This is a genomic window from Fulvivirga kasyanovii (genome assembly GCF_009711405.1).
GTDB lineage: Bacteria > Bacteroidota > Bacteroidia > Cytophagales > Cyclobacteriaceae > Fulvivirga > Fulvivirga kasyanovii.
In genome coordinates, this window is the sequence record NZ_SMLW01000679.1 from 66409 (window position 1) to 73295 (window position 6887).

General features: G+C 42.0%; 6 protein-coding genes. 1 reads left to right on the top strand and 5 read right to left on the bottom strand.

Annotated features, from left to right (window positions below; genetic code table 11):
- Nucleotides 1-437 precede the first annotated feature (437 nt).
- The gene (gene tyrS / locus E1163_RS29810; RefSeq protein WP_155177393.1) at nt 438-1721 is read left to right on the top strand and encodes a tyrosine--tRNA ligase; all 1284 of its coding nucleotides are present in this window, start codon (nt 438-440) and stop codon (nt 1719-1721) included.
- Nucleotides 1722-1773: 52 nt separating this feature from the next.
- Here the strand turns inward: tyrS and E1163_RS29815 are convergent, their stop codons facing one another.
- From E1163_RS29815 to E1163_RS29835, 5 genes are all read right to left on the bottom strand, one after another.
- On the bottom strand, nt 1774-2814 hold the full coding sequence (locus E1163_RS29815; protein WP_155177395.1) for a glutathione synthetase: 1041 nt from the start codon (nt 2812-2814) through the stop codon (nt 1774-1776).
- Nucleotides 2792-4657 carry a peptidase MATCAP family protein gene (locus tag E1163_RS29820; RefSeq protein ID WP_155177397.1) on the bottom strand — a complete coding sequence of 622 codons (1866 nt, stop codon included), beginning with the start codon at nt 4655-4657 and terminating at the stop codon, nt 2792-2794. Before E1163_RS29820 ends, E1163_RS29815 begins: the two co-directional genes overlap by 23 nt.
- The gene (locus E1163_RS29825; protein WP_155177399.1) at nt 4654-5442 is read right to left on the bottom strand and encodes an N-formylglutamate amidohydrolase; all 789 of its coding nucleotides are present in this window, start codon (nt 5440-5442) and stop codon (nt 4654-4656) included. Before E1163_RS29825 ends, E1163_RS29820 begins: the two co-directional genes overlap by 4 nt.
- A gap of 293 nt (nt 5443-5735) precedes the next feature.
- Complete coding sequence (locus tag E1163_RS29830) at nt 5736-6323, bottom strand: porin family protein (protein WP_155177401.1); 588 nt, start codon at nt 6321-6323, stop codon at nt 5736-5738.
- Between the two features lie 96 nt (nt 6324-6419).
- Nucleotides 6420-6887 (bottom strand): porin family protein (locus E1163_RS29835; protein ID WP_155177403.1); only part of this gene is annotated, 468 nt, incomplete at its 5' end.

Genomic DNA, 6887 nt, shown 5'->3' on the forward strand with positions numbered 1-6887 from the left:
TGGTGGTTCGACCTTGGGGGGCTCTTTCATGCTCCCTAAAATCCCACTTAAGAAAAAAGACCCGATAAGTATAATTAAACCTATCGCAACAATAACAACTTGCCGTAATTTCATAATTATTTAAATAAACCTAACAATAGAGACTGATATAATACCTTTTAGTTTCATTACGGACGCAAAAAATGCTGAACCCTCCTTTTTTATTACTTAAACGGACAAAAAAGATGGTGAACGAACTAACCGGCTACACACTTGTTGCACACATGTTGCATTTGAATTACCCAGATGGTCAAATATAACCATGCTCTACCTGATATAGTCAGTGGCATGAAATAAATCTTCCCCATTTCAATAAAGGTTTATGAAAGGCAATTTGATAAACCTGATTTTCTATATTTGCAGCCTGTATATCACCAATTTTTCAATAAATAATAGCAATGACAGATTTTGTAGCTGAACTTAAATGGAGAGGCATGATCCACGACATAATGCCTGGCGCTGAAGACCAACTAAAAAAAGAAATGACTTCCGCTTATATTGGCTTCGACCCTACCGCCGATTCGCTACATATTGGAAACCTGGTTCAGATCATGACTTTGGTGCACTTTCAAAAAGCAGGGCATAAACCTTATGCCCTGGTAGGCGGTGCTACCGGTATGGTGGGTGATCCTTCGGGAAAATCTGCGGAGCGAAACCTGCTTTCCGAAGACATACTGAACCATAACCTCGCATGTGTTAAGGCCCAACTGGAAAAATTCCTGGATTTCGACAGCGGCGAAAACTCAGCAGAAGTAGTGAATAACTATGACTGGTTCAAAGATTTCAAGTTCCTGGACTTTATCCGTGATGTAGGTAAGCACATTACCATTAATTATATGATGTCTAAAGATTCTGTGAAAAACAGACTGGAAGGAGGTTTATCTTTTACTGAGTTTAGCTACCAACTGGTGCAGGGCTATGATTTTTACTGGTTATACTCCAATAAAAACTGCAAGCTGCAACTTGGAGGCTCTGATCAATGGGGCAATATCGTTACAGGGACCGAGCTCATCCGAAGAAAAGCTCAGGGTGAGGCTTACGCTATTACAACACCTTTAATTAAGAAGGCCGATGGCACAAAATTCGGAAAGACGGAAGAAGGAACCGTATGGCTGGACCGTGAGAAAACTTCGCCTTACAAATTCTACCAGTACTGGCTGAATGCCTCTGACGAAGATGCGGCTAACTTTATCAGGATATTTACGCTTTTTGATCAGGAACACATTGAAGCTATAGAAAAAGAACATGCCGAGGCTCCTCACCTGAGAAAGCTCCAGCAGGCACTTGCCAAAGATATAACGGTAAGGGTACATTCTGAGGAAGACTATGAAATGGCTGTAAAGGCTTCTGAGATCTTATTCGGAAAGTCTACCACAGAAGATCTGGCATCATTAAATGAGCAAACTTTGCTTTCTGTATTTGAAGGGGTACCTCAAACAGAAATAAGCAGGGAGGCTTTCCAGCAGACTGCCAATGTGACTGACCTTCTTTCAGAAAACACCAATGGGATAATCTTTGCCTCTAAAGGTGAAGCCCGAAAGATGATCAAAGGTGGTGGGGTAAGTATCAATAAAGCCAAAGTGAACGATCCCAATGATGCCGTTAACTTTGAATTGCTACAGGGCAAGTATCTTCTGGCTCAGAAAGGCAAAAAGAATTACTACCTTATCCATGTAGTATAATAATATAAAGAAGTGGGTACATACCTCCTACCCACTTCTTCTTTCTTCTTAATTAAAGAATGGCCAAAGTGGCATTATCCACATTCTCTCCATAGGTTTCTTTGTAGTGTATTTTGCGTTCTATAGCTTCTATTACCGCTTTACAAAAATCCACTCCATATTCAGTAGACATCAAATTTAAGGTTCCCGGACTAAAAACATTAACTTCCATAAGCTTGTCTCCTACGATATCTATACCAATCAGGAACATACCGTCCTGGATCAACTTTGGCCTTAATGCATCGGCCAATTTGAGCATAGCCTCGTCTACCTTGGCTTTTTCAGGATGCCCTCCGGCATGAATATTACTCCTTATATCGCCATTAGAATTCACACGCCTGATGGCAGCATACTTTCCATCCACCTTCAGCGGCTCCCCATTCATCAGGAACATCCGGGTATCCCCATCTTTGGCTTTAGGCAAGTACTCCTGAGCAATTATATACCCGTCCCGGCTTATCGCCTCTATGATCTGCTTGAGGTTTTTCTTTGTTTTCTCTTCAACCAGAAAAACATTTTTACCCCCTGAGCCTTGCAGAGGTTTCAGGATCATCCTGTTCTTCTGTTCTTTGAAGAACTCCTCTATTTCATTTTGATCCCGGGTAATTACGGTTTTAGGCCTGATAATCTCGGGGAAGTGCTGAAAATACATTTTATTAATAGAGTTGGGCAATGTCACCGGATGATTAAGTACAAGCACACCGTTCTTCATGGCTATTTGTCCAAATACATAAGGAGAATTTTGTGCCCATGTACGATCATTCTGATCATCGGAAGGGTCGTTACGGATAAACAGCACGTCCAGGTCATCCGAAGTAATATTCACCGGCTCAGACTCTTGCAGCACCTTCAAGAAGACGTCGGAGGACTTATATTTGGTATCCTTCACTGTATGCGCCTGGGCACTCATGCGGCCATCTGTTGTATATGCCAGCTCCCCTGCTCCTATTAAATATATTTTATGACCCATTCTATGGGCAGTTAAAGCCAGATGAACGGTAGTATAATCCGACTTTTCAGTTTTTATATCATTAATTATAAATGCGAGATTCATATTCGTTTTTAGTTATACTATGGGTTAGTAATTCTAGTGGTGTAAGTCCTTTACGAACTTTATCAATTCTTTCTTTTACACTTTCTTTTTCCAGCATTGGAGGCAAAAAAGGTTCGTTAAGCACATTTCTATGAACGAGTTCCTCTATCAGGTCAACATGTTTGAGATCAAACTTCCCGATATAAAGGGTTTTGAGCCTGCCGCCTTTTTTCAGGAACTCAAGCAACTGCTCCAAACCTCTCAGATAAACAGAATCTTTAGTAAAACCGCCGCCTCTGAATATTCTGGTAGTAATATCAAACGCCGTATGCTTAGTGAACTTTAGCTCTTCATGCAGGTAGTTGAAGGTTTCTATAAAATCTACATCCCTCACCATCATATCTGCGGCTATCACCCTTGCAGCAAGCAATCTTAATCTGCCTGCTGTCAATCCACCTGCCAGGTATTCGTTAAGCACGGCAAGACCTTCCTGCAATTGGTCATATCCGTCAAGGCCTGCATACATTTGCTGCAACGGTTGTCGCCGGCCATTGCAATACGTGAGAATATGTGTACCTACCTCATGCTGAATGAGTGCTTCAGCCCTGAAAGCGTCTATTTCCAAAGTATCACTAACCAGTAAATTACTTTTGGAAACCATCAGGCCTGAAATGTCATGTCTTATTTCCACGCCAATTTTTAATTCCGGGAATTGCCTGGCATAAATTCCCACCTCATCACATGCCAGAGAGGCAAACTCTTCGCTGTGCATGGGAACCTTTTCTCTCGTATCGTCCGGGGACGTTTCTTCCAGAATAGTTCTGGCCAGTTGCTTTGTGCTCTGGGGCACCTCACCGAACAGGCTCTGGCTTAAATGTCTGAAAGAATTCATTTGCCGCGCCTCCAGCATAGTAAGCTGTAGTTCAAGTTCCTTTCGTTTGTTTCTAAGCAGCAAAGTCAGCGTTGGATCATCTATCTGCTCCAGTTTTATATCGTATAATTTTCTCTTCTCAAGCTCCGGGTCCAATGGAATAAGCCTGTAGTTAAATGAAGGGACTTTCTTAAACTTGTCTTCTTTAAACTTTTCCCAGGCTGCCACATCATTTACCGGAGTGACCCTTAACAGAAAATTCATGCGTTCACTAACTTCAGCCAGCCTTCTGTCTGCAGAGCGTACAAGCTTGGTCAGCCTTGTTTTGCCCAACATCAGGTAATGGGAAAACTCATTACCAGCCTGTACCCTGATAAATTCAAATGCCGCTTTTTTCAATACCCGGGATATGCGAGACCTCAACTTTCTGTAGAGCAGGGCAAAATGCTCCTTATCTGCATCATGATAGATAGGCGGTATCTCCAGACCTATTAAAAGCCCCCCGACTTCCTTGGATTGTTCAATGGAAAGCAATGGAACTAAGCCCTCAGGGTGCCGCTCCTTTGTATCATGTGTCTCAACCGTTATTTGTGGATAATCAAAACGGATATCTTCAAGCCCCTCTGTCAGGGCTTTTGTAGTGGCTGGTGCCTTTTCACTGGGCGACAGCACCTTAAACACTTCATGATCTCCATCCTTACCAGGCCACATTTCGATAAGCAGGACAGCCTTATATTGAGCTGATATGGAATTGGCAACAGAAGACAGTAGTTCATGGATATCGATATCCTGCCTTACCAATATGTATGCGGCCTGCGTTCGCAGCAGCCCGGCCAAATAATGGTCTTTCCCCTCTTCCGGATATCGGTAAATACAGAGATAGGGCAACAACTGGTCTATCACTATTTTTCCATCATGAGGCAAATTCCTGTTTACACTTTTCCCTCTTTTCAATGATTTACATACTGATCGTATCAAAGACTGGTCAATCATGCCACTGGTATTTTTATTTTCGAAGCTGCTTCCTTCACCGGGTTTATGGAGGCTATTAAAAGCTCACGGATATGTTGAATTTTTCTGTCATCAGGCTCCCCTGTCCACTCATCCATGAAGAACTTCTTGAACTCTATGGCTATCGGGCAAATCCGGTCGCCATATCTCTGGTGGAGCCATTCACTAAAATATCCTCCTGCGAATTTGACGTTCTCCCTCACATCCAAATGCCTGCCTTCAAAATTGAACTCCCTGAAACCTGAGATCATAGTATCAATGACAGGAGCCCAACGTTCCCTGTTCATATTCGCTGTCCCCAGGTTCACCTCAGGGTTTTCTTCCGGGCTGGAGTATTTATCAACTCCTTCACGACGGTAGTTATAAGAATGTATATCGTAAATAACCAGCCAGTCATGTTCAAGGAATAACTCGTCAAAATATTCCTCCATTTGCTCATAGAATTTATCATACACACGTAGAGAATTATCTACGATTTGCTGGGGTAGGTCATTTGCCCAAACCTCAAGTCCCCAGGCATCAGAAGGCCTGAGATAAACGGCCTTCTCTCTGGGACGGTTAATGTCTACTTCAAACCTGGAACTATTGACTTTTATGGTGTTATCAGAGATATAGAGCCATTCTGTGGTGTATGGGTCTTCTTCTCTGAGCCGTTCTGCTTCCGATAAATTCAGGTACGGAAGTACCTCTGGTCTTATGTCGTGTCCATTGTGTATTGCACAAACTACAATGGGTGATTTTCCTTTTTGTATCTTTAGTTTTGCCATATTTAAAAACTTGCAAATGGCACACCAAAGCGAAAATAAGATCAAACGAAATTTCTGGGGAGACTCGAACTTTTTGCCTCTGTGTTTTACAGGCAGTTGTTAGTAGTAATAGACAAGAGCAATTGACAAATCACTTTGAAATAGCAATAGGCATAGCTTTATTTTGTTTTACTGGTAAGCTTTTTTTCCGACTCACTCATTCCACAGGTTTTATGCATGCCTTCAAAAAGAGGGAGCATAAAAAAAGCCTCACTCAAGGGGTGAAGCTTTTATGATTAGCATTAACTAATACCTTAATTTCCCAGCTCAAATAGCCTGTATCCTACTGACACCTGGAAAACCTGGTTTTTAGCCTCCGCTGATGAATCATCTGAGTCATTGATATCGGACAATCCTAAGTTATAGCGGGCATCCACGGTAAGGCCGAAGGGCAAATCCCATCCGGCCCCCAGACCCAGGCTTATTTCTGAGCCTTTGAGTTGATCTTTTACGTCTTCTTCAATACCATCATACACTTGCTCAGCAGATGCAAGGAAACCAAACTGGGGCCCAGCCTGCAGATTCAGTCCTCCAAGCAGGTACAATTTAGCCATCACAGGTATGTTGATATATGAATAATTAGATTCCAGTTCGCTTCCATTGATATCCAGTTTAGCACCTTGCTTTGAGAATATCACCTCAGGTTGTATGGCAAGCTTTGTAAATTTAAACGTTGCAAAGGCACCTGCATGATATCCCGTCTTCGCATCGGTATCAAAATCAGAGTTAAAATTGGCAAAGTTTAAACCTCCCTTTACTCCCAGTCTGAAAGCAGCCTGGGCATTAGATTCTGTAAAATAGCCAAATAGACAAATCGTTGTTAGTAGGAGTAGTTTTTTCATTTTGCATGTAATAGTTGATGAAATATTATAACAAAAGCCTCAATTTCTTGAGGCTTTTACTTCAAACGAATAGGAATCTCTTTATGTTATGCTGAATTACATAAATTTCCAACCTACAAAAAGCTGGAAAGTTCTGTTTTTAATTTCCGCATCTGTAGAAGAATCATCATTAATATCAGAAAGTCCGAGAACATATCTTGCTCCACCTACAAAGCCTAAAGGTAGTTCAACCTGACCACCAAAAGCTAAGCCCAAATCAGAGCCTTTAAGGCTGTCTTTTATGTCCTCATCATCTTGCTCAGCAGAGGCAAGAATCCCAAACTGAGGACCTGCATGCAAGCTTAAGATCTCAATAGGTTGGTATCTTAGCAAAATAGGAATTTCCAAATAGCTCAGATCCGTTTCCGTTGACCCAAATGTTCCCAGGTCAAATTCAGAACCTTTTGTAGAGTACAATATTTCAGGCTGCAAGCCCAGCTTATCTGAAAACATCAGAGAAGCAAAAGCTCCAAAGTGGAAGCCGGTCTTCCCATCAGGAGAAACAGAGAAACCATCGGCTTCAAA

Excerpts from the sequence above, each read along its gene's own strand:
- E1163_RS29830 (WP_155177401.1), bottom strand. The coding sequence starts at position 6,323 with ATGAAAAAACTACTCCTACTAACAACGATTTGTCTATTTGGCTATTTT.
- E1163_RS29815 (WP_155177395.1), bottom strand. The coding sequence starts at position 2,814 with ATGAATCTCGCATTTATAATTAATGATATAAAAACTGAAAAGTCGGAT.
- tyrS (WP_155177393.1), top strand. The coding sequence starts at position 438 with ATGACAGATTTTGTAGCTGAACTTAAATGGAGAGGCATGATCCACGAC.
- E1163_RS29825 (WP_155177399.1), bottom strand. The coding sequence starts at position 5,442 with ATGGCAAAACTAAAGATACAAAAAGGAAAATCACCCATTGTAGTTTGT.
- E1163_RS29820 (WP_155177397.1), bottom strand. The coding sequence starts at position 4,657 with ATGATTGACCAGTCTTTGATACGATCAGTATGTAAATCATTGAAAAGA.